The sequence below is a fragment of the Actinocorallia sp. B10E7 genome, from assembly GCF_039871655.1.
Taxonomy (GTDB): domain Bacteria; phylum Actinomycetota; class Actinomycetes; order Streptosporangiales; family Streptosporangiaceae; genus Actinocorallia.
Genome location: NZ_JBDPLZ010000002.1, coordinates 435,473 through 456,967 on the forward strand (window position 1 = coordinate 435,473; position 21,495 = coordinate 456,967).

Below are 21,495 nucleotides of genomic sequence, written 5' to 3' on the forward strand. Positions count from 1 at the left end.
CCGCTTCACGAGGACGTTCCGGACGGCCTGGAACGCAGGGCGCGCGCCAGCCTGCGGACCCCTTCGGCGAGGTCCTCGGCGGTGGGCGTGCAGTTGTAGTTGAGCCGCAGGTGGGGGGCGGGCGGCTCGGCCGGGAAGTAGGGCCTCCCCGGCCCGACGATCACTCCGTGGGCGCGGGCGGCATCGGCCAGCGCGGTGTCGTCGGTGCCGTCGGGGAGCCTGACCCACAGGTGCATGCCCCCTTCGGGCAGGGAGACGAGCTCCACCTCCGGCAGGTGGACCGCCAGCGCCCGCACCAGGGCGTCCCTGCGGGCGCGCAGCTCTGCCGAGACGGCCCGCAGATGGCGGGGCCAGGCCGGAGAGGTCACCAGTTCCAGCGCGGTCTCCTGCAGCGGCCTGGCCGGGTAGTAGGACTCCACCAGCTGGCAGGCGCGCAGGCGTTCGGCGACCGGACCCCGCGCGGTGATCCCGGCGATCCGCAGCGACGGGGCGGTCGGCTTGGTGAGGGAGGCCAGGTGCACCACGGTGCCGTCCGGGTCGGCCGCCGCCAGCGGGGGCGGCGGGGTGGAGAAGGCCAGGTACCTGGCGAAGTCGTCTTCGATGACGAAGGCCCCGGCGGTCCGCGCGGCCTCCAGGACCCGGGCCCGGCGTTCGGGGGCCAGCACGGCGCCGGTGGGGTTGTGGAAGGCGGGCTGGCAGTAGAAGGCGCGGGCGCCGGTGCGGGCGAATGCCTCGGCGAGGAGGTCGGGCCGCACTCCGCGCCCGTCCATGGGCACGGGCACCGGGTGCAGCCCGGCGGCGCGGGCGGCGATGATCGCGCCATGGTAGGTGGGGGACTCCATGAGCAGCGGCTCCCCGGGCCTGAGGAGGGCGCGCAGCGTGGTCCACAGGGCGGCCTGGCCGCCTCCGGCGACCAGCACGTCGGACGGCTCGGCCCCGACCGGGGCGGCGAACCAGGCGCGCAGCTCCGGCAGGCCGGCCAGCGGCGGAACCTGCCAGGCCTCGGGACGCCGCGCGGCCCGGGCGCTCGCGGCGGCCAGCGCCCGGAGCGGCTGGAACGCCAGGGGGAGATAGCCGCCGCTCAGCGCTATCGCGTCCGCGGGGGGAGGGGTGAGCAGACGGGCCATGCCTTCGACGCCTCCCTGGCCCTCGCCGAGCACCACCGACTGCCAGCCGAAGTCCGCGGGGCGGCCCGCCGCCCGGCGTTCGGCGACGAAGGTGCCGCTGCCGGGGCGGGTCACCACGACCCCCTCCGCGGCCAGGAGCGCCAGGGCCCGGGAAACGGTGACGGGGCTGACACGGTAGCGCTCGGTCAGCGTCCGGCTGGACGGCAGCCGCTCACCTGCGGGAAGGAGCCGGGCCTCTGCCCTGAGCCTTTGGGCGAGGAGAGCGATACTGCTATCCTTGTTCATGAGAGATAACGATAGCGCTACCGAAGGCGGGAAGATAGCGCTCTTCCTCGCCTTCCTCGGCACCCTGGTGTTCTCCTTCACCTTCCCCGCCACCGTGCTGGCGCTGCGCGGACTGGACCCGATGCTCATCGGCGTCGGCAGGGCGGCCCTGGCCGCGGTCCCGGCGGCCGGCGCGCTGCTGTGGGTCCGCGCGGGCCGCCTCCGCGACCGGAAGGGAGCGGTGATCGTCGGACTGGGCGTGGTGGTGGGCTTCCCGGTGCTGTCCACCCTCGCCCTGGCCCAGGGGGCGAGTGCCGCGCACGGTGCGGTGGTCATCGGGCTGCTGCCCGCCGTCACGGCGATCATGGCGACGCTCCGCGCGGGGGAACGCCCGCCCGCCGCCTTCTGGATGGCGGCCGGCAGCGGCGCGGCCTGCGTCACCCTGTTCACCCTCCTGCAGGGCGGCGGCGGGTTCACGTCCGCCGACCTGCTGTTCGGGGCGGCCCTCGTGCTGGGCGGGATCAGCTACGCCGAGGGCGGGCGGATGGCCAGGACGATGCCCGCCTGGCAGGTGATCTGCTGGGCCCTGGTGATCTTCGCGCCCCTCACCGTCCCGGTGACGGCCTGGCTGCTGGCGACGACGCAACCGTCCTGGACGGCCGAGAGCCTCGCCGGATTCGGGTACGTGTCGTTCTTCTCGATGTTCCTGGGGTTCTTCGCCTGGTACGCGGGCCTGGCCCGGGCCGGGATCGCCAGGGGCGGCCAAGTCCAGCTCGCCCAGCCGCTGCTCACCCTGGGCTGGGCCGCCCTCTTCCTCGGCGAGGACCTGGACGCCCAGACCGGGCTGGCGGCCCTCGCCGTCCTGGGATGCGTCGTCTGGGCCCAGCGCGCCCGGGGGGAAACACCGCGGGAACCCGCGGCGGAACCGGCCCCGGCCTGAGGCAGGGGGGCGTGTCGGTGCTGGAAGAGACGGGTTTAGGCTTACCGGGATCTCCTCGACCCCTCTGTTCCGAGCAGGATGACTATGAGCGTGCCCGTGACGGCCGAGGTCCCGGTGGAACCGGCCGTCGAGCCGGGACGGGGCCGCTGGCTCGGCCTCGCGGTGATCAGCCTCGCGGTGTCGCTGATCGTCGTGGACGCCACCATCGTCAGCGTCCTGCTGCCCGGCATGGTGGACGAGTTCGGGCTGCGCGCGACCCAGGCGGAATGGGTCACCTCGATCTACTCGCTGATGTTCGCGGCGCTGCTGATCTCGTTCGGCCGGCTGGCCGACCGGTTCGGCAGGCGCCGGATGCTCGTCCTGGGCACCTGGGTGTTCATGCTGGCCAGCGTGGGCGCGGCCCTGGCGGGAGGGAGCGCCTCCCTGACCGCGGCGCGGGCGCTGCAGGGCCTGGGCGCGGCGATGATCATGCCCGCCACGCTCTCCACGATCAACACGCTGTTCCAGGGCAGGGACCGGGCCGTCGCCTTCGGCGTCTGGGGCTCCATGATCGGCGGCATGTCCGCGGCGGGCCCGCTGCTGGGCGGCTGGCTGGCCACCTGGCAGGGCTGGCGCTGGGCGTTCCTGATCAACCTGCCGCTGGGCCTGCTGCTGGTCGCGGGCGTGCGCCGCTACGTCCCCGAGACCAGGGATCCCGGGGACCGGGGCGGCCTGGACTGGGCCGGGGGAGCGCTGTCGGCGCTCGGTCTGGGGGCGCTGGTCTTCGTGCTGATCGAGGGCCAGACCTACGGCTGGTGGGGCCCCGCCGAAGACTTCGCGGGATGGCCGGTCTCCGCGGGACTGCGCCTGTCCCCGATCCCGCTGGTGCTGGCCGCCGGAGTGCTGCTGCTGGCCGCGCTGGCGGCGGTGGAACGGCGCAGGACGCGCGCGGGCCTGCCGGTGATGCTCGACCTGAGCCTGTTCCGGATCGCCAGCTTCCGGCGCGGCAGCATCGCCGCCTCGCTCATCAGCGTCGGGGAACTGGGCCTGCTGTTCGTGCTGCCGCTGTTCCTGCAGGGCGCGCACGGGGACTCCCCGCTGCAGATCTGCGTGGCCATCCTCCCGCTGGCCCTCGGCGCGTTCCTCTCCGGCGGGCTGGCCTCCCGGCTGTCGGAGCGGATGGGCGAGCACCGGATCGTGCAGCTCGGCATGGCCGCCGAGGTGGCGGCGGTGCTGGCGATCGGCCTGACCGTCCACGCCGGGACGACCGGGTTCGCCCTGGCGCCCTGGATGCTCATGTACGGCCTGGGCCTGGGCCTGACCTCGGCCCAGCTGACCAACCTGTCCCTGTCCGAGATCCCGCGGGCCAGCGCGGGCCAGGCGTCCGGCACCCAGTCCACCGCCCGGCAGGTGGGCAGCGCCCTGGGCATCGCCCTGATCGGCACGGTCTTCGCGACCAGTCTCGGCCACGTCATGCGGGAACGTTCCGGGGACGCGGCCGCGGCCCGGGAACTCCAGCACAGCGTGGGCTCGTCCGCGGCCGACCTGCACGCCGGCAACCCCTCGCTGGCCGACGCCGCGGTGGAGAGCCTGGCGGCGGCGACCGCCCACGCGGCGCTGGTGACCGCCGGTATCCTCGCGGTCGGACTGATCATGACCCTCCGGCTCCGCAGAAGAGACACATGAAGCTTTGGATCGCCGGGGCCAGGCCTCGGACGCTGCCCGCCGCCGTCGTCCCCGTCGCCGTGGGCACCGGGCTCGCCGTGGGCGAGGGCCACCCCGTCTGGTGGCGGGCGGGCCTCGCCCTCTTCGTCGCCCTCGTCCTGCAGGTCGGGGTGAACTACGCCAACGACTACAGCGACGGGATCAAGGGCACCGACGCCGACCGGGTCGGGCCGCTGCGGCTGGTGGGCTCGGGCACGAAACCCGCCAAGCGGGTGCTGGCCGCGGCGCTGGCCTGCTTCGCGCTGGCCGGGGTGGCCGGGCTGGTGCTGGCCGCCGTCACGACCTGGTGGCTGCTGCTCATCGGCGCGGCGGCGATCGCCGCCGCCTGGGGCTACACGGGGGGCTCCCGCCCGTACGGCTACCGGGCGCTGGGCGAGGTCTCGGTCTTCGTGTTCTTCGGGCTCGTCGCGGTGCTCGGCACGGTCTACGTCCAGCTGGAGGAGCTGCCCTGGACGGCCTGGGCGGCCTCCGTCCCGGTCGGGCTGCTGGCCTGCGCGATGCTGGTGGTCAACAACATCCGCGACCTGGACACCGACGCGATGACCGGCAAGCGCACCCTGGCGGTGGTGCTGGGCGACCCGCTCGCCCGGCTGCTGTACGCGCTGTGCCTGGCCCTTCCGTTCCCCCTCGTCCTCGGCCTGGCCGTCGGCAGGCCGTGGGCGCTGCTGGCGCTGCTGGCCGCGCCGCTGTCGATCCGCCCCTCCCGGCGGGTGCTGGAGGGGGCGCAGGGGCCGGAGCTCATCGCGGTGCTGGGGGAGACGGGCCGGCTGCAGCTGGTCTTCGGGGCGTTGCTCACCGTGGGATTGGCCCTTTAGAAAATCCGGGATTTGCGGATAATTGGATCCCCGTCGTCCTTTCTTTCGTCTGTAGGAATATGACCCCCGCCTCGAAGGTCAACCGCGAAGCCTTCTGGAGCAGTCTCGACCCCGCCGCGCGCGACACCCTGGTGCGCGGGGGCCGCAGCCGCAGATACCGCAAGGGCGACCACCTGTGCCTGCAGGGAGAGCCCCCGGACCAGGTGCTCATCCTGCAGAGGGGATGGGCCAAGATCTGCGTCGGCGACAGCGAGGGCAGGGAGCGGGTGATCGCCGTCCGCGGGCCGGGGGAGCTGATCGGGGAGACCGGACTGCTCACCGAGTCGCCCAGGACGGCGACCGTCACCGCCCTGCACCAGCTCATCGCCCTGGTGGTGCCGCGCCAGCGGTTCCGCGCCTTCCTCAACGAGCACCCCGACGCCTGGCCGAAGGTCTACCAGACCCTCAGCCGCAGGCTGGCCCAGTCCGATGAGCGCATCCTGTCGCTGGGCAGCCACGTGGGCGCGGGCCGGCTCGCCCTGTTCCTGCTCAAGCTGGCCGAGCAGAGCGGGCTGCCGGACCCCGACGGGGGGATCAGCCTTCCGCCGCTGTCGCAGACCGAGCTGGGCAGCTGCGTGGACGTCTCCCGGGAGACCGTCGCCCGGGCCATGCGCGAGTGGCGTGCGCAGGGCCTCATCCGCAACAGCTGGCGGCAGACCGTGCTGCTCGACGCCGAGGGGCTGCGCGAGCACGCCCGGAAGTTCATGATCTGACCGTCGCGATCCGGCCGGGACTCCGCCGGAGGGCCTCCGGACGACACGCCCGCCCGTTTTGTTCTTGGTTGCTCTTGTATCACGAGTTACGCTCAACGGCATGGCCTCACGTGCGTCCGGAGGTACACGGAACTCCTCTCGTGGCGGGTCCCCCAAGCGTCCCTCCAAAGCCTCCGCGCAACGTCGTCGTCCTCCCGCGAAGAAACCGGCCCGGAGGCCGGCGCCCGCCCGGAGGCCGGGGCCCGCGAGGCCGGGACCCGATCCGATCAGCTCCCTCTTCCTCGGCTTCTTCCGGATGTTCGCAGGACTGTGGATGCTCTTCGCCCGCGGCGTCGGCTCGGTGTTCCGCGCCTACGGCGACGGCGCGCGCGACCTGGACGAGGAGCACCGCCGCGACGGCCTGGGGCTGACGCTGCTCGGGGTGGCGATCATCCTGGCCTCGGTGCTGTGGTGGACGCCGCACGGCTGGTTCACCCAGGTGCTGGAGCTGGTGGTGCGCGGCGGGCTCGGCAAGTTCGCCATGGTGCTGCCGATCTTCCTGGCCGGCCTGGCCTGGGGCGTGCTGCGCCACCCCGAGCACAACGCCGACACCGGCCGGATAGCGATCGGGTCCAGCGCCCTGTTCCTGGGCATCGCCGGCATCGTCCACATCGCGCTGGGCACCCCCACGCCGCGGTCGCAGATGGACCGGGTCCGGGACGCCGGAGGGGTGCTGGGCTGGCTGGTCTCCGCGCCGCTGGAGATCGTCCTGTCCGCCTGGGTCGCGGTCCCGCTGCTGCTGCTCGTGGCGTTCTTCGGACTGCTCGTGGTGACCAAGACGCCGGTGCACCGCATCCCGGACAGGTTCCAGGAGCTGCTGCAGCTGACGATGCTCAAGGAGCGCCCGAAGCCGGCCGCCGAGCCCGAGAAGCCGGGCAAGGACAAGGGCGACAAGCCGAAGAAGAAAAAGAAGCAGCGCCCCGACCCCGAGGAAGACGGCGAGTTCTCGGTCGGAGAGCACACCAGGCCCTACGACACCCCCGTCGTCGAACCCGGCGAGCGGACCCGGGACCTGGCCGACGAGCTCTTCGGCGACCCGGCGCCGACCGTCCTGGAGACCCCCGCCGTTCCGCAGGCCCCGGACGAGGCGCCGGGGCCCGACATCCCGGCCGTCCCCGACCCGACGCCCGCGCCGCGCCGCGCCGAGCAGCTGCCGCTGAACTCCAGCGGCGAGATCTACGAGCTGCCCGCCCCGTCGCTGCTGCGGCCCGGCTCGGCGCTCAAGCCGCGGACCAAGGCCAACGACACGGTCGTCGACGCGCTCACCGGGGTGCTGGAGCAGTTCGACGTCGACGCCCAGGTCACCGGGTTCACCAGGGGCCCGACGATCACCCGCTACGAGATCGAGCTCGGCCCCGCGGTCAAGGTCGAGAAGGTCATCGCGCTCACCAAGAACATCTCCTACGCGGTCAAGAGCCAGGACGTGCGGATCATCTCCCCGATCCCCGGCAAGTCCGCGATCGGCGTCGAGATCCCCAACACCGACAAGGACCTGGTCTCCCTGGGTGACGTGCTGCGCTCCCAGGTGGCCCAGACCGACCAGCACCCGATGCTGGTGGGCCTGGGCAAGGACGTCGAGGGCCGGACGGTCGTGGCGAACCTGGCCAAGATGCCGCACATCCTCATCGCGGGCGCCACCGGCGCCGGCAAGTCGACCTGCATCAACGGGCTCATCACCTCGATCCTCATGCGGGCCACCCCGGATGAGGTCAGGTTGATCCTGGTCGACCCCAAGCGGGTGGAGCTGTCGGCGTACGCCGGGATCCCGCACCTGATCACGCCGATCATCACCAATCCCAAGAAGGCGGCCGAGGCGCTCGGCTGGGTCGTCGGCGAGATGGACCGCCGGTACGACGACCTGGCCGCCTCCGGGTTCCGGCACATCGACGACTTCAACAAGGCGGTGAGGGCGGGCAAGCTCACCGCGCCGCCCGGCAGCGAGCGGGTCTACACGCCCTACCCGTACCTGCTGGTGATCGTGGACGAGCTGGCGGACCTGATGATGGTCGCCCCGCGCGACGTCGAGGACCACGTCGTGCGGATCACCCAGCTGGCCCGCGCCGCCGGCATCCACCTGGTGCTGGCCACCCAGCGCCCGTCCGTCGACGTCGTCACCGGCCTCATCAAGGCCAACGTGCCCTCGAGGCTGGCCTTCGCGACCTCCTCGCTGGCCGACAGCCGGGTCATCCTCGACCAGCCGGGCGCGGAGAAGCTCGTCGGCCAGGGCGACGCGCTCTTCCTGCCGATGGGCGCCTCCAAGCCGATGCGGCTGCAGAACGCCTACGTCTCCGAGAAGGAGATCGCGGGCATCGTCGAGCACTGCAAGGACCAGATGGAGGCCCGGTACGCCGAGGACGTCCAGGGCGAGGCCGCGCCGCGCAAGGAGGTCGACGAGGAGATCGGCGACGACCTCGAGCTGCTGATGCAGGCGATCGAACTGGTCGTCTCCACCCAGTTCGGGTCGACCTCGATGCTGCAGCGGAAACTGAGGGTCGGTTTCGCCAAGGCAGGACGTTTGATGGACCTCATGGAGAGCAGGAACATCGTGGGTCCCTCCGAGGGATCGAAGGCCCGGGACGTCCTGGTCAAACCGGAAGACCTTCCAGAGGTCCTGGGCGCGCTCAATTCGTGATCAACTAATGCGGCGTTGCGTATCGCAGGAGAAGAACACGTTTTCTAGACTTGGCTGCATTGCAACGTCGCGGCGGAGGCCTTCATGAGCATTGGTGAGACCCTTGGGCAGGCGCGCCGCGATGCGGGACTCACCGTGAAGCAGATCAGCGAACGGACCAGGATCCGCGAGACGGTGATCCGCCGGATCGAACAGGACGACTACTCCCTGTGCGGCGGCAACTTCTACGCCCGCGGCCACATCCGCAGCATCGCCCGGATGCTGGACGTCGATCCCGACCCGATGATCCGCGAGTATGACGAAAGTCATGGCGGCGCTCCCGGGGCGCTGGCCATCGCCACCGCGTTCGAGCCGGAACAGCCTCTGAAGTTCCGGGAGCGGCGGACCCCGAACTGGAGCGCGGCGATGGCCGTCACGCTCGTCCTGGTGATGGTCTACGGCGTCTTCCAGGTCTTCAACGGCGAGGACGAGCGCACGCCCGCGCCGGTGACGGCGAGTTCGGCGAACCCCGCGCTCACGGCCGCCCCCGCGACCGCCACGCCGGGGAACGGCGACGCTCACGCCCTCGGCGAGGCCCCCGCGGGGCAGCCGTCCGCCGCCATCGGCGAGAACGAGGTCGTGGTGATGGTCCGGGCGACTAAGCAGTGCTGGGTCAACGTCCGCGACGCCGCGGGCAAGGTGCTGTTCAGCGCCATGATCCCCAAGGGCCAGCAGCGGGAGTGGCGGGCCGAGAAGCGCCTGCGGGTGCTGATCGGCAACGCGGCCGGGGTCGTGCTCACCGTCAACGGCAAGGAGCTGGGCGTGCCCGGCGAGGACGGGCAGGTGCTCCGCCTGACGTTCGTTCCCGGCAGCAGCGACCCGGTCTGACCCGTTTCGGGAGATCTTCCCGGGCGGCCGGTTCCAGGACACGGCCGGGTTCCCACTACCGTTAGGGCATGCCCGAGTCCCGTATCGTGTCCCTGGTCACTCTCGGTTGCGCGCGCAACGAGACCGACTCAGAAGAACTCGCCGCCCGGCTGGAGGCGTCCGGCTGGAAGCTGCAGGACGAAGCCGAGGGAGCCGACGTCGTCGTCGTCAACACCTGCGGGTTCATCGACGCGGCCAAGAAGGACTCGATCGACACCCTGCTCGCCGCGCACGACACCGGCGCCAAGGTCGTCGCGGCCGGATGCATGGCCGAGCGGTACGGCTCCGAGCTCGCCGAGGCGCTGCCGGAGGCCGACTCGGTGCTCGGCTTCGACGACTACGCCCGGATCGGCGAGCGGCTGGACGACGTCGTGGCCGGGCGCAAGCGCCCCGCGCACACGCCCAGGGACCGCCGGACGCTGCTGCCCATCACCCCGGTGGAGCGCTCCGCCGGACACGTCCACGTGCCCGGGCATGGCATCCAGGACCTGCCCGAGGGCGTGGCCCCGGCCTCCGGCCCCACGGTGCTGCGCAAGCGGCTGGGCGGCGGGCCGGTGGCGCCGCTGAAGCTGGCCTCCGGCTGCGACCGGCGCTGCGCCTTCTGCGCGATCCCCGCCTTCCGCGGCTCCTATGTCTCCCGGCGGCCCGAGGAGGTGCTGGCCGAGGCCGAGTGGCTCGCCGGGCACGACGTGCGCGAGATCGTCCTGGTCAGCGAGAACTCCACCTCCTACGGCAAGGACCTGGGCGACCTGCGCCTGCTGGAGAAGCTGCTGCCGCGGCTGACCGAGGTGATCGACGTGGTGCGCGTCAGCTACCTGCAGCCGGCCGAACTGCGCCCCTCCCTCATCGAGGTCATCGCCGGAACCCCCGGCGTCGTGCCCTACTTCGACCTGTCCTTCCAGCACGCCAGCGGGCCGGTGCTGCGCCGGATGCGCCGCTTCGGCGACCCGGCGCGCTTCCTCGACCTGCTCGCTCAGGTCCGGGCGCTGGCCCCCGAGGCCGGAGTGCGCTCGAACTTCATCGTCGGCTTCCCCGGTGAGACCGAGGAGCAGCTGGCGGAGCTCACCGGCTTCCTGGAGGCCGCGCGCCTGGACGCCGTCGGCGTCTTCGGCTACTCCGACGAGGACGGCACCGAGGCGGCGGGTCTGGACGGCAAGCTCGACTCCGACGAGGTGGACCGGCGGCTGGCCGAGGTCTCGGAGCTGGCCGAGGAGCTCACCGCCCAGCGCGCCGAGGAGCGCGTCGGCACCGAGCTGACGGTGCTGGTGGAGCGGGAGCTGGAGCCCGGGGTCTGGGAGGGCCGCGGTTTCCACCAGGCGCCCGAGGTCGACGGCTGCACCGTCGTGCGCGGCGCGGGCCTGACGGCGGGCGCGCTGGTCGACGTCCGGATCGTCGAGAGCGAGGGCGTCGACCTGGTCGGCGAGGCGACGGGGCCGGGTCGGTGACAGCCTCCCAGGCACGGCGGGTCTCGAATCTGAACCTCGCCAACGTGCTGACGATGCTGCGCGTCGTGCTCGTCCCCCCGTTCTTCCTCGTGCTGGTGCTCGGCGAGGGCACCGGCTGGCGGGTCACCGCCCTGCTGCTGTTCGTGGTCGCCGCCTTCACCGACCTGGCCGACGGGCGGATCGCGCGCAGCCGCGCGGAGGTCACCACCTTCGGCAAGATCGTCGACCCGATCGCCGACAAGCTGCTCACCGGGGCGGCGCTGGTCGGGCTGTCCCTCAACGGAGAGCTCACCTGGTGGGCCACCGCGATCATCCTGCTGCGGGAGATCCCGGTGACCGTCCACCGGCTGGTGCTGCTGCGCGCCGACGTGGTGGTGGCGGCCGAGCGGCTCGGCAAGTACAAGGCGGCGCTGCAGATGCTGGCGATCACCGTCTACCTGCTGCCGTTCCGGCTCGACCCGCTCAACGGCATCCTCATGGGCGCCGCGGTCGCGGCGACCGTCGTCTCGGGGATCGAGTACCTCAACGGGCGGCGGCGTGCGGCACTAGGCTGAGGGGCGTGCGAGCCGAACTCCTGACCGTCGGGGACGAGATCCTCATCGGAGACATCGTCAACGGGAACGCGGCCTGGCTGGGCCGGGAGCTGACCGGGGCGGGCGTGCGGGTGGACCGCTCGGCCGTCGTGGGCGACACGCTGGAGGCGATCACCGCCGCGGTCTCCGCGGCGCTGGCCGAGGCGGACGTGGTGATCGTCACCGGGGGGCTCGGGCCGACCCGCGACGATCTGACCAGGGACGCGCTCGCCGCCCTCGCCGGGGTGGAACTCGTCCGGGACGAGGCGCTGGCCGGGCTGATCCGCGACCGGGTCGAGCGCAGCGGGCTGCGGTTGAAGCCGATGTCGCTGCGGATGGCCGACGTGCCCGAGGGCGCGACCATGCTGCCCAACCCGGCGGGGACGGCGCCGGGGCTGCGGATGGAGCTGTCCGGCAAGGTGGTCTACGCGCTGCCGGGCGTGCCGTCCGAGATGAAAGCGATCATGAAGTCCGCGGTGCTGCCGGAGCTGGGCGGCGACGGGGCTCCGCCCGTCCTCACGCTGCGGACGGCCGGGATCTGGGAGACGGTCCTGGCGGCCAGGCTGGCCCCCGTGGAGACGCTGGAGGAGATCTCGCTGGCCTTCCTCCCCTCTCCCGCGGAGGTCGCGGTGCGCATCACCGCGGGCACGTCCGAGACACTGGACAAGGCCGTGCTCATGGCCAAGGAGCTGCTGGGCACGGCCATGTACGGGACGGGCGATCAGTCGCTGGCGTCGGTGGCGCATGAGCTGCTGGCCGCGCGCGACCGCAGGGTCGCGGTGGCCGAGAGCCTCACCGGCGGGCTGCTGGGGGCCGAGCTGACGGACGTGGCGGGGTCCTCGGAGACCTTCGCCGGCGGGGTGACCGCCTACGAGACCCGGTTGAAGCACGAGCTCCTCGGGGTTTCAGCCGACCTTCTGGAGGCTCGGGGCGCCGTGGATCCGGAGGTCGCCGTCCAGATGGCCGAGGGCGTCAGGGAGCGTCTGGGGGCCTTCTACGGGCTCGGGGTCACCGGGGTGGCCGGGCCGGGCGCTCAGGACGGGAAACCGGTAGGAACGGTTCATATCGGCATTTCCAGCCCTGAAGGCAGTAAATCTTTCACCCCGGTGCTGGCGCTGCCGCCCGACCTCACCCAGGCGCGCGCGAACATCCGCCGCATGACCGTTGTCCATGCCTTGGACCTGCTAAGACGTGAGATTTTGGGGGTTGCAATGGTCCGCCAGTGGGAAGAGGATCAGGAAGATCGGGAAGGTTTGACCTGATTACAGCGTTACGTTCGCAGCGAACACGATTTCCCGGCTCTGCCAAGCTCACGGTGGAGACGGGTACGGTGGAACAGGTCAGATGGTCCGCACGATGGGGAGGGAGCGAGCGATGGTCCTGCTTCGCCAGCTGCTGGGGGACGTTCTGCGGCAGCTCCGGCTGCGCCAGGGTCGCACCCTCCGTGAGGTGTCCGCCGCGGCCAGGGTGTCGTTGGGATATCTCTCAGAGGTGGAACGAGGTCAGAAGGAAGCGTCTTCTGAGCTGCTCGCGGCGATCTGCAAGGCACTGGGCGTGCCGTTGTCTCACGTACTACGAGAAGTGTCCGATCTGCTGGCGCTCGCCGAACTGCAGGCCGAGCCGGTCATGGCCGGTGCCCCGAAGCACGAGCGCATCTCCGAGACCATCCCGGCCTCACCGGTTCCCGACTCGCCCGAAGCGATCGCCGGTGACGCCTTCAGGGGCGACATGGTCGCGGCGTGACCCGTTCCATATCCCCGGGGAGATTGGGGCAGGAGTAGATGGGTTATCCCCATTGTTACAAAGAGGTGACGCGAAAGCCGCCGAACTCGATGTGACACGGGAGGACCCATCATGGCCGTTGTGAAGAGCCCGCTCACCGATGAGGTGCGGAACGCCGTCGGGCAGGCGCTGCAGGGCTCGCTGATCGACCTGATCGATCTGTCCCTGACCGCCAAGCAGGCTCACTGGAACGTCACGGGCCGTACGTTCAAGAGCGTCCACGAACAGCTGGACGAGCTCACCGCGACGGCTCGCACGGCATCCGACTCGGTGGCCGAACGTGCGGTGATGATCGGCGTGAACCCGGACGGCAGGGTGCAGACCATCGCGCACGAGACCTCGCTTCCGACCCTGGAGCCCGGCTGGTTGCCCGAGGACAAGGTGATCACGTCCATCGTGGACGCGCTCGCCGGCACCATCTCCCGCTTCCGCGAGCGCATCGACGCCGTCGAGGCCGACCAGGTGACCCAGGATCTGCTGATCACGGTCACGGGTCAACTGGAGGAACAGCACTGGATGTTCTCCGTCCAGCGGTGACCTTCTGGAGAAGCCCCGCGCCGGGACGCCGCACGCGCTCCCCGGCGTCCGCGCCCCGCCTCGCCGCGGGGCGCGGCTTTTGCACGCCGCGCGTGATCAGGCTGCGCGATCAGGCGAAGAAGACCGGCTTGCTCCAGGCCTTGGGGTCCTCGGTGAGCCGCCGCACCGACTCGGGCAGCTCGGAACGGGCGATGTGCTCGAGGGTGACCAGTTCGAGGATGGCGCGCTCGCTGGCGCGCAGCGCGATCCAGACCTCCTGCAGCGGACGGGCGGCGCCGCCGTAGCCGACGTCCTCGGGGCGCTCGCCCCGGACGCCGAGCAGCGGCCCGTCGATGGCCCTGATGATGTCGGCGAGTGAGATCTCCTCGGCGGGCCGGGCCAGCCAGTACCCGCCGTCGGGGCCGCGCTGGGAACGGATGATCCCGGACCGGCGGAGCTGTCCCAGGATGTTCTCCAGGAACTTGGGCGGGATCTGCTGGGCTTCGGCGAGCTGGACCGCCGTCACCGGATGGCCTCCCGTGGAGGCCTCCGCGGCGGCGGCGAGTTCGGCGGCCGCACGCAGCGCGTAATCAACCCTGGCAGACAAACGCATGCAGTAAGTATCCCCCTCTCCAGGACGTGGTTTCACCACCACCCTGATAGGACGTCCCGGTTAAGTCGATCCGGTCTTTTTTGCAGCGTTCCACGGCCGTCTTCGGCCGGTGCGCGGGGATTCTTCCCGAGGTGCGTCTCCCGAGGGGGGAGAGGCCGCCCCGACGGGCCCGAACCCTTAGAGTGCCGGAACATGGCAAGACGTCCGGGCACCCCCCGCCTTCTGCGTGAACTGAACGACAGGGCGGCGCTGGAACTGCTCCTCGACGAGGGGCCCCTGACCCGGGCCGAGATCGGGGCGCGGACCGGCCTGTCCAAGGTGACGGCCTCCCAGCTGCTGTCCCGGCTGGAGGAGCGCGGGCTGGTCGAGGTGGTCGGCCGGCGCGCGGGCGGCCGCGGGCCCAACGCCGCGGTCTACGGCGTGGTGCCGGCCAGCGCGTACGTCGCCGGGCTGGAGGTCGACCCCCGGGAGGTGACCGCGGGAGTCTCGGACATCACCGGGCGGATCGTCGCGCGGACCGCGGTCCCTTTCTCCGGCGGGGAAGACCCGGTCGAGGTGATCCGGACGGCGGTGGCCAGGGCCTGCCGCTCGGCGAAGGTGGGGATCCCGCGGCTGCGGGCCCTGGTGGTCGGCACCCCGGGCCTGGTGGACCCCCGCACGGGGGAGGTGCGCTTCTCGTTCGACCTCTCGTCCTGGCACGAGGGCGCGCCGGACGCACTGCGCCGCCGCCTCGGCACCCGGGTGGTCGTCGAGAACGACGTGAACCTGGTGGCCGTCGCCGAGCACGCCCACGGAGCCGCCCGCGGCACCGACGACTTCGCCCTCCTGTGGATCGACCGGGGCGTCGGCCTGGCCGTCATGCTCGGCGGACGCCTCCACCGGGGCGTTTCGGGCGGCGCCGGCGAACTCGGCTATCTGCCGGTGCCCGGCGTCCCCCTCCCCGGCGGCGTCACCGAGTCCCGCGTCCACGGCGCCCCCGCCCTGGCGGGCGGCTTCGGCGCCCTGATCGGCACCGACGCCCTGATGGACCTGGCCGGCTCCCACGGCTACCCGGACCTCTCCCCGGAGGAAGCGGTCCGCCGCGCGTCCGCGGACTCCGGCTCCCCGCGGGCCTCGTCCTTCCTGGACGCCCTGGCCTCCCGGCTGGCCCTGGGCGTCGCCGCCGTCGCCACCGTCCTGGACCCGGGCCTCATCGTCCTGTCCGGCAGCCTGGGCACCGCGGGCGGCACCCCCCTGGCGGACCGCACGGCCCAGGCCGTCTCCCGGCTGTGCCCCACCAGCCCCCGGCTCATCCCCGGAGCCCTGACCACGGACCCCGTCCTCCAGGGAGCCCTCCACACCGCTCTCGCCCTCGCCCGGGAAGAGGTCTTCTCCAGCACGACGGACTGAGCCCCCGGACTCGGCGAGCCTCCCGGGAGGACAGGAGCGGCGTCATGCTCCCGCCTTCGGCCTTCCGGACGCGGCATGCGGAATCGCGAAGGCTCTCGCGGCGGAACAGGGGCCGGCAGACGCCCGAACCGGTGGAGGGGCTTCTCCGGCACGACGGCCGGGCGCTGGAGGGGGCCTCGGGGCGGGAGGCGTCGCGCTCCCGGTCCCGAGCCCCCGGTCCGTAAGGGGCGTGGTTCCCGGGGGTGCGCGACTCGGCCCGCGGAGCGCTCGTCCTCGCGGCGGGCGGTGCGGCGCGGATCGGTCTGGGCGCGGTCGCGGAGCGTCTGGGTGATGACCAGGCGCTTACGGCGCTGGGCGGCGACCCAGCGGACTGTCGAGGTCATGGCGGCTCCTCCGCTGACGGGCTGTTCATCAAGACCAACCTCGTTACGTTTTCAACTATTTCACCGCGGGGCCTCGATCTCATCGCCCGCGAGAACGATCGCATTCCCCGGATCTCGGCCGTTCGGATGAGCACCCGCGGAGGACCCGCTCAACGCCGGAGCCGCACCCCGCGGGGCGTCGGATGGAATCCGGCCTCCTCGAACACCCGGGCCAGCGGCGAGCCCGTGATCGGCTCCCCGTCCGCCCTCTCCACGGTCACCTGGGAGAGCATTCCCTCCCGCACCGCCAGGGCCAGAGCCCGCACCGCGGCCCGCCGTCCCGGCTCGTTCCAGGTCAGGAGCGTCCTGCCGCCGCGCTCCGCGTACATCGTCAGCACGCCGTCCACCAGCACCACGAGCGCCCCGGCCTTGCGGCCGGGCCGGTGGCCGCCGGAACCCTCCGGCCAGGCCAGGGCCGCCCCGTAGGGATTGGCCGGATCCGCGGCCGCCAGCACCACGGCCTCGGCTCCGGGAGCCTCGGGCCGGACGCCGGGAGGGGATTCCGGTGGCTCGCGGTCTTCTCCCGGGGCGTTCGGCTGAAGATCACTGAAGCCGTTCCCGCCGGAGCCGCTCCCGGACGGGCGCTCCGCGGTGCCGGAGCCGGGCGTAGGAGAGGGCCCGGGGTTCCCGATGGGCGGGCGTCCGCCGCCGGTACCGGTCCAGGACGGGCGGAGGGAGCGGAGGAGGTCGACGGCGTGGGGGAGGGCGAACTGGGCGGCGCCCAGACCGTCGATGAAGTAGCCGCGACGGCAGTGGCCCGCCTCCTCCTGGGCGCGGAGGACGGGGTAGAGGGCGGCGAAGCCGCCCGGGGACTGCTCGGCGGAGACGGAACCCCGCAGGAGAACGCCGTGGCGGTGGAGGAGGACCTCGGTCAGGGCATGGGCGCGGTGGGTGGGGTCGGGGTACGGGGCGGGCGGGAGCCACCAGCGGCCCGCCGCCGAGGGCGGAGCGGCGCGGACGCCGAGCACGGGACGGCCCCGGCGGAGCGGACGGGGACGGGGGGCGGGGCGGGCGGTGCCCAGGGCGGCGCGCAGCGGGGCGAGGGTGTCGTTCGTGAGGCGGCCCGCCCAGACCAGCTCCCAGAGGGCCTGGAGGATCTCCTGGTCACCGGGGTGGAAGGGGGAGGGGGATTGCGAGGCGACGGCGGGGGAGGAGCGGACGCGGTCGGCGAGGGGCCGGAAGAAGAGGGCGGAGCCGTCGGCGAGGGCGTCCAGGACCGCCTGGTGGAGGGGGGCGAGGGGGAGTTCCGCCGGGGGCGGCAGGAGCAGCGGCGCGGTGTCCGCCGGGTAGAGGGAGAGCCAGCCGTCGCCGCCGGGGAGAGGGCCGCGGCCCAGCCAGAGGACCTCACCGGAGGTGGTGAGCTCGTCCAGGAGGGCCGGCGTGTAGCCGGGGACGCGGGAAGGAAGGATCAGGGTCTCCAGGGCGGAGGCGGGGAGAGGTGCGCCCTGGAGGAGTTCGACGGCCTCGTGGAGGGATCCGGCGCGGGAGGAGCCGACCCCCTGCCAGCGGGGGAGGAAACGGGCGAGGGCCTCGGGCGGGGAGGGCTCCACCTCGGCGCGGAGCCGGGCCAGGGAACGGCGGCGAAGCAGCCGCAGGACCTCGGCGTCGACCCATTCGGAGCCGGTGCGTCCAGGGGTGAACTCGCCTTCCAGGACGCCGGGGAGCCGGGCGAGCACCTCATGGACCACCGCGGTGCCCAGACCGAGCCGGGCCGCCGCGTCCGCCGTGGTGAAGGGCCCGTGGGTGCGGGCGTAGCGGGTGAGGAGGTCGCCGAGGGGGTCGTCTCCGAGGGAGGCGAGGAAGGGTTCGGGAACGTCCTTCGGCAAGGGGACGCCCAGGGCGTCCCGGAGCCGGGCGGCGTCCTCGACGGCGGCCCAGCGGTCGGTCCCGGCGACGCGGACACGTATCACGCGACGCTCGCCCTCCAGAGACGCCAGCCACGCACCGGCCGGGGACGGGGGGAAGGCGCGGGCCTCGAGCTCGGGAAGCGACAGGGGGCCCAGGGCGCGGAGGAGGTCGGTCAGGGTGTCGGGGTCGGTGGCCCGGCGGGAGGGGGTGAGGCGCTGGAGTTCGGCGGCGGCCTCGGCGAGGACCTCCGGATCCAGGAGCTCGCGCAGGTCGCTGTGGCCGAGGAGATCGGAGAGGAGCGACGAGTCCAGGGTCAGGGCCTGTGCCCTGCGCTCGGCCAGCGGAGAGTCGCCCTCGTACATGAAGGCCGCGATGTAGCGGAACAGGAGCGACCGGGCGTAGGGGGAGGCTGAGGGGGTCTCGACCTCGGTGACTCGGACGGTACCGGTGGAGACGTCACGCATCAGGGAGACGAGGCCCGGTACGTCGAAGACGTCCTGGAGACATTCGCGGACCGTCTCCAGGACGACGGGGAAACCGGGATGCCTCACGGCGACCGACAGCAGCTGGGAGGCGCGCCGGCGCTGCTGCCACAGCGGCATCCGGTGGCCGGGGCGGTGCCGCGGCAGCAGCAGGGAGCGGGACGCGCACTCGCGGAACCGGGCGGCGAACAACGCGGACGAGCCGAGTTCGTCGATGACGAGCCGCTCGATGCCGTCCGGGTCGAACGCGCACAGCTCCACCGAGGGCGGGAGGCCGTCGGTGTCGGGGACGCGCAGGACGATCCCGTCGTCGGCGTGCATGGCCTGCGCGTCGACGCCGTAGAGCGCGCGCAGTCTGGCCGCGATCGCCAGGGCCCAGGGCGCGTGGACGAGCGCCCCGTAGGGGGAGTGCACGACCAGCCGCCAGTCGCCCAGCTCGTCGCGGAAACGTTCCACGACGAGGGTGCGGTCGTCGGGGACGTGGCCGGTGGACTCCTTCTGCTCGGCCAGGTAGGAGAGCAGGTCGGCGATCGCGCCGGGGTCGAGGCCCGCGGCCGAGGCCCGCTCCCGGGCGCGGGCCTCGTCCAGCCCGCCGAGCTCCCGGGTGAAGGCGCCGATGGCGCGGCCCAGTTCGGCGGGGCGGCCGGGGGAGTCGCCGTGCCAGAACGGCAGCCTGCCCGAGCCCCCCGACGCGGGGGAGACCAGCACCCGGTCGGAGGTGATCTCCTCGACCCGCCAGGAGCTGGCGCCGAGCACGAACACGTCGCCGACGCGGGACTCGTAGACCATCTCCTCGTCCAGTTCACCGACCCGGGAGGCGTGCTCCCCGGCGAGGAAGACCCCGAACAGCCCCCGGTCGGGGATCGTCCCGCCGCTCACCACGGCGAGCCGCTGCGCCCCCCGCCGCGCCCGCAACGTCCCGTTCGCCCGGTCCCATACGAGCCGGGGGCGCAACTCCCCGAACTCCTCGCCCGGGTAGCGGCCGGCCAGCATGTCGAGCGTCGCCTCGTAGACCGAACGGGGCAGCTCCGCGAACGGCGCGGCCCGCCGGACCAGCCGCTCCAGCCCGTCGACGTCCCACTCGTCCATCGCCACCATCGCGACGATCTGCTGCGCCAGCACGTCCAGCGGGTTGCGCGGGTAGCGCAGCGCCTCGATCAGCCCCGCCCGCATCCGCTCGGCCACCACCGCCGCCTGGACCAGATCGCCCCGGTACCTGGGGAAGATCACCCCTCGGGACACCGCCCCCACCTGGTGCCCGGCCCGCCCCACCCGCTGCAGCCCGCCCGCCACCGACGGCGGCGACTCCACCTGCACCACCAGGTCCACGGCGCCCATGTCGATCCCCAGCTCGAGGCTGGACGTGGCCACCACCGCCGGCAACCGCCCCTCCTTGAGCGCGCTCTCGATCTGCGCCCTCTCCTCCTTGGACACCGACCCGTGATGCGCCCGCGCCACCTCCACGGCCCCGCCCCCGGCCGCCCGTGCCTGGAGGGGGTCGGGGAGGCGGGCGGCGGCGAGTTCGTTGAGGCGGGTGCAGAGGCGTTCGGCGAGGCGGCGGCTGTTGGCGAAGACGAGGGTGGAGCGGTGGGCGTCGATGAGGGAGAGGATGTGCTCCTCGACGTGGGGCCACACGGAGCGGCGGCGGGAGCCGGGGGCGTCGGGGAGGTCCTCGGCGGGGACGGTGACGCTCAGGTCGAAGACCTTGGCGTCGGGGGGCCGGACGGTGGTGACGGGAGAGGAGCCGCCGAGGAGGGCGGCGACCTCCGGCAGGGGGCGGACGGTGGCGGACAGGCCGACGCGCTGGGCGGGGGACGCGAGCAGGTCGTCGAGGCGTTCGAGGGAGAGCGCCAGGTGGGCGCCGCGTTTGGTGGCGGCGACGGCGTGGATCTCGTCGACGATCACCGTCTCGACGCCGCGGAGGGACTCCCTGGCCTGGGAGGTCAGCAGGAGGAAGAGGGACTCGGGGGTGGTGATGAGGATGTCGGGCGGGCGGGCGGCCAGACGCCGCCGCTCGCCGGAGGGGGTGTCGCCGGAGCGGACGCCGACCCGGATCTCCGGCAGGGGGAGGCCGAGCCGGCGGGCGGCCGCACGGATGCCGGCCAGGGGCGTGCGGAGGTTGCGCTCGACGTCGACGGCCAGGGCCTTCAACGGCGAGACGTACAGGACGCGGCAGCGGTGCTTCGGGTCCGGCGGGGGCGGGGCGGAGGCCAGCCGGTCCAGGGACCACAGGAACGCGGCGAGGGTCTTGCCCGACCCGGTGGGGGCCACCACCAGCGTGTGCTCCCCGCGGGAGATCGCCCGCCAGGCCTGCGCCTGCGCCGCCGTCGGCCGCTGGAACGCCTCGGCGAACCACGCCCGGGTCGCCGCGGAGAACTCCTCGATCATCCTTCCATCGTGCCTCCTCCCGCCGACGGAATCCGCCGACGGTCTCGGGGCCGCGGCTCTGTACGCTTCCCCCATTTTTGTAAAGAAGGTTTTCTGAATGTGGTAGGGGCGTTTACCATGGTCCCGTCGGTCCTGCGGTGTGCGGGGGCCACCGCGGCACCGCGGAATCGCGGCGCCCTGACCCCCATCGCCCGTCCGGGCCGTCCCCCCGTCCGGTCAGCCGTCGAAGAACCCGTCTTCGGGGAGTCCGTCGGGGTCGGCGCCCTCGCCGGCCAGGGCCTCCTTGACGACCCGGTAGGCCAGGCCGGGGGAGTAGCCCTTGCGGGCCAGCATGCCGACCAGACGGCGGGTGCGCCGGTCGGGGTCGAGCGAGCGGGTCGTGCGGAGCTTGCGGGAGACCAGGGTCCGGGCCGCCTCCTCGAGGTCCTCGGGGTGGAGCTCGGAGACGGCCTCCTTGATCGTCTCGTCGGCGACGCCGCGGCGGCGCAGCTCGGCGGAGAGCGCCCGGGGGGCCAGGCCCTTGCCGGTGTGGCGGGAGCGGACCCAGGCCTGGGCGAAGGCCTCGTCGTCGATCAGGCCGACCTCGGTGAAGCGGCCCAGCACGTGGTCGGCGACCTCTTCGGGGATGCCCTTGCGGGCCAGGGCCTCGGCGAGCTGGGACCGGGTCCTGGGCGAGAGGGTCAGCAGCCGCAGGCAGACCTCCCGCGCGGCGGCCTCGGGATCGGCGGGCGGCCTCGGCGCGCCGCCGGCCTCCTCGGCGCGCTCCCCTCGGGAGCGGCTGTTCCTGCGACCGGCCATGCGGACTTCCTTCCTCCTCCGGGCCGCCGAACGGCGGTCCCCGGAGTTCGGCGTCGGGGCG

The 21,495-nt window shown here is 72.9% G+C and carries 16 protein-coding genes; 12 read left to right on the forward strand and 4 right to left on the reverse strand.

The features are described from left to right. Nucleotides 1-5 precede the first annotated feature (5 nt). A complete protein-coding gene (locus ABGB12_RS07130; RefSeq protein ID WP_347675464.1) occupies nt 6-1,412 on the reverse strand; it encodes a PLP-dependent aminotransferase family protein in 1,407 nt (468 codons plus the stop codon). Here ABGB12_RS07130 and ABGB12_RS07135 point away from each other — a divergent pair. From ABGB12_RS07135 to ABGB12_RS07185, 11 genes are all read left to right on the forward strand, one after another. Beyond that, the gene (locus ABGB12_RS07135) at nt 1,411-2,331 is read left to right on the forward strand and encodes a DMT family transporter (RefSeq protein WP_347675465.1); all 921 of its coding nucleotides are present in this window, start codon (nt 1,411-1,413) and stop codon (nt 2,329-2,331) included. The two genes, ABGB12_RS07130 and ABGB12_RS07135, sit on opposite strands and share 2 nt — an antisense overlap. An 84-nt stretch (nt 2,332-2,415) precedes the next feature. Then, nucleotides 2,416-3,996 (forward strand): MFS transporter, encoded by a 1,581-nt coding sequence (locus ABGB12_RS07140; protein ID WP_347675466.1) that lies wholly within the window; start codon nt 2,416-2,418, stop codon nt 3,994-3,996. Further along, on the forward strand, nt 3,993-4,850 hold the full coding sequence (locus ABGB12_RS07145; RefSeq protein WP_347675467.1) for a 1,4-dihydroxy-2-naphthoate polyprenyltransferase: 858 nt from the start codon (nt 3,993-3,995) through the stop codon (nt 4,848-4,850). Before ABGB12_RS07140 ends, ABGB12_RS07145 begins: the two co-directional genes overlap by 4 nt. 59 nt (nt 4,851-4,909) lie before the next feature. After that, nucleotides 4,910-5,602, forward strand: coding sequence for a Crp/Fnr family transcriptional regulator (locus ABGB12_RS07150; RefSeq protein ID WP_347675468.1), 693 nt, complete (start codon nt 4,910-4,912; stop codon nt 5,600-5,602). Nucleotides 5,603-5,702: 100 nt separating this feature from the next. After that, nucleotides 5,703-8,273 (forward strand): DNA translocase FtsK 4TM domain-containing protein, encoded by a 2,571-nt coding sequence (locus ABGB12_RS07155; RefSeq protein WP_347675469.1) that lies wholly within the window; start codon nt 5,703-5,705, stop codon nt 8,271-8,273. 84 nt (nt 8,274-8,357) lie between these two features. Continuing rightward, nucleotides 8,358-9,140: a RodZ domain-containing protein gene (locus ABGB12_RS07160; protein ID WP_347675470.1), complete on the forward strand. Its 783-nt coding sequence runs from the start codon at nt 8,358-8,360 to the stop codon at nt 9,138-9,140. 68 nt (nt 9,141-9,208) lie between these two features. Next, the gene (gene rimO / locus ABGB12_RS07165) at nt 9,209-10,624 is read left to right on the forward strand and encodes a 30S ribosomal protein S12 methylthiotransferase RimO (protein WP_347675471.1); all 1,416 of its coding nucleotides are present in this window, start codon (nt 9,209-9,211) and stop codon (nt 10,622-10,624) included. Further along, nucleotides 10,621-11,178, forward strand: a complete 558-nt coding sequence (gene pgsA / locus ABGB12_RS07170) for a CDP-diacylglycerol--glycerol-3-phosphate 3-phosphatidyltransferase (RefSeq protein ID WP_347675472.1) — start codon at nt 10,621-10,623, stop codon at nt 11,176-11,178. Before rimO ends, pgsA begins: the two co-directional genes overlap by 4 nt. Before the next feature lie 5 nt (nt 11,179-11,183). Further along, a complete protein-coding gene (locus ABGB12_RS07175) occupies nt 11,184-12,458 on the forward strand; it encodes a CinA family nicotinamide mononucleotide deamidase-related protein (RefSeq protein ID WP_347675473.1) in 1,275 nt (424 codons plus the stop codon). 112 nt (nt 12,459-12,570) lie between these two features. After that, on the forward strand, nt 12,571-12,939 hold the full coding sequence (locus tag ABGB12_RS07180) for a helix-turn-helix transcriptional regulator (RefSeq protein WP_347675474.1): 369 nt from the start codon (nt 12,571-12,573) through the stop codon (nt 12,937-12,939). Nucleotides 12,940-13,050: 111 nt separating this feature from the next. Beyond that, the gene (locus ABGB12_RS07185) at nt 13,051-13,515 is read left to right on the forward strand and encodes a DNA starvation/stationary phase protection protein (RefSeq protein ID WP_347675475.1); all 465 of its coding nucleotides are present in this window, start codon (nt 13,051-13,053) and stop codon (nt 13,513-13,515) included. A gap of 109 nt (nt 13,516-13,624) precedes the next feature. Here the strand turns inward: ABGB12_RS07185 and ABGB12_RS07190 are convergent, their stop codons facing one another. Then, nucleotides 13,625-14,107 (reverse strand): Rrf2 family transcriptional regulator, encoded by a 483-nt coding sequence (locus ABGB12_RS07190; protein WP_347675476.1) that lies wholly within the window; start codon nt 14,105-14,107, stop codon nt 13,625-13,627. Between the two features lie 192 nt (nt 14,108-14,299). On the opposite strand from ABGB12_RS07190, the gene ABGB12_RS07195 reads away from it, so the two are divergent. Next, nucleotides 14,300-15,496 (forward strand): ROK family transcriptional regulator, encoded by a 1,197-nt coding sequence (locus ABGB12_RS07195; RefSeq protein ID WP_347675477.1) that lies wholly within the window; start codon nt 14,300-14,302, stop codon nt 15,494-15,496. Nucleotides 15,497-16,028: 532 nt separating this feature from the next. Here ABGB12_RS07195 and ABGB12_RS07200 read toward each other — a convergent pair. Both ABGB12_RS07200 and ABGB12_RS07205 read right to left on the reverse strand, forming a co-directional pair. After that, on the reverse strand, nt 16,029-20,636 hold the full coding sequence (locus ABGB12_RS07200) for an ATP-dependent helicase (RefSeq protein WP_347675478.1): 4,608 nt from the start codon (nt 20,634-20,636) through the stop codon (nt 16,029-16,031). Nucleotides 20,637-20,852: 216 nt separating this feature from the next. After that, nucleotides 20,853-21,434, reverse strand: coding sequence for a regulatory protein RecX (locus ABGB12_RS07205; RefSeq protein WP_347675479.1), 582 nt, complete (start codon nt 21,432-21,434; stop codon nt 20,853-20,855). Between the last annotated feature and the right edge of the window lie 61 nt (nt 21,435-21,495).